This is a genomic window from Lactobacillus sp. C449L (assembly GCF_059900815.1).
On the sequence record NZ_JBWXGA010000367.1, the window covers coordinates 1 to 417 of the forward strand.

The 417-nt window shown below is 64.3% G+C and carries 1 protein-coding gene; it reads right to left on the reverse strand.

The window, feature by feature from the left end; all coding sequences use genetic code 11:
• Positions 1 to 38: 38 nt before the first annotated feature.
• A partial coding sequence (locus AC2JF9_RS09815; RefSeq protein ID WP_500727402.1) for a hypothetical protein occupies positions 39 to 417 on the reverse strand: 379 nt, incomplete at its 5' end.

Sequence of the window (417 nt, forward strand, 5' to 3'; positions counted from 1 at the left end):
CTTCGTGGAAGCGCCACCCCCTTCTAGTTCCCGTCTGCTTAGAAGGGGACGCGAGCGCTGACGAAATTCGAACGGCCTAACACGTCGTAGAGCGTCGGGAAGGTGTTGCTCTGCTCACCGTTACCGCCGTTCTGGCCGCTGGCAGCCAGCGGCGGCTCGTTGTTGAGCAGGTTGCTAACGCCGAAGCTCAGCATCAGGTTTTCGCTTACGTTCGCCGACGCGGTCAGGTCGATGTAGCTCTCGGCACCGAACTCTTCCGAACCGTAGGTGGTTTCGGGATCGTCGTCCGTCGCCTTGCCGATGTAGCGCCACTGGCCGGAGATCGAGGCCGAGCCGAGGCCCAGCGTGGTCCGCAGTGTGTGCTTCCACTTCGGCGTCGGGACGCCGCAGCGGGCGCCGAAGCGACCAGCGCACTCG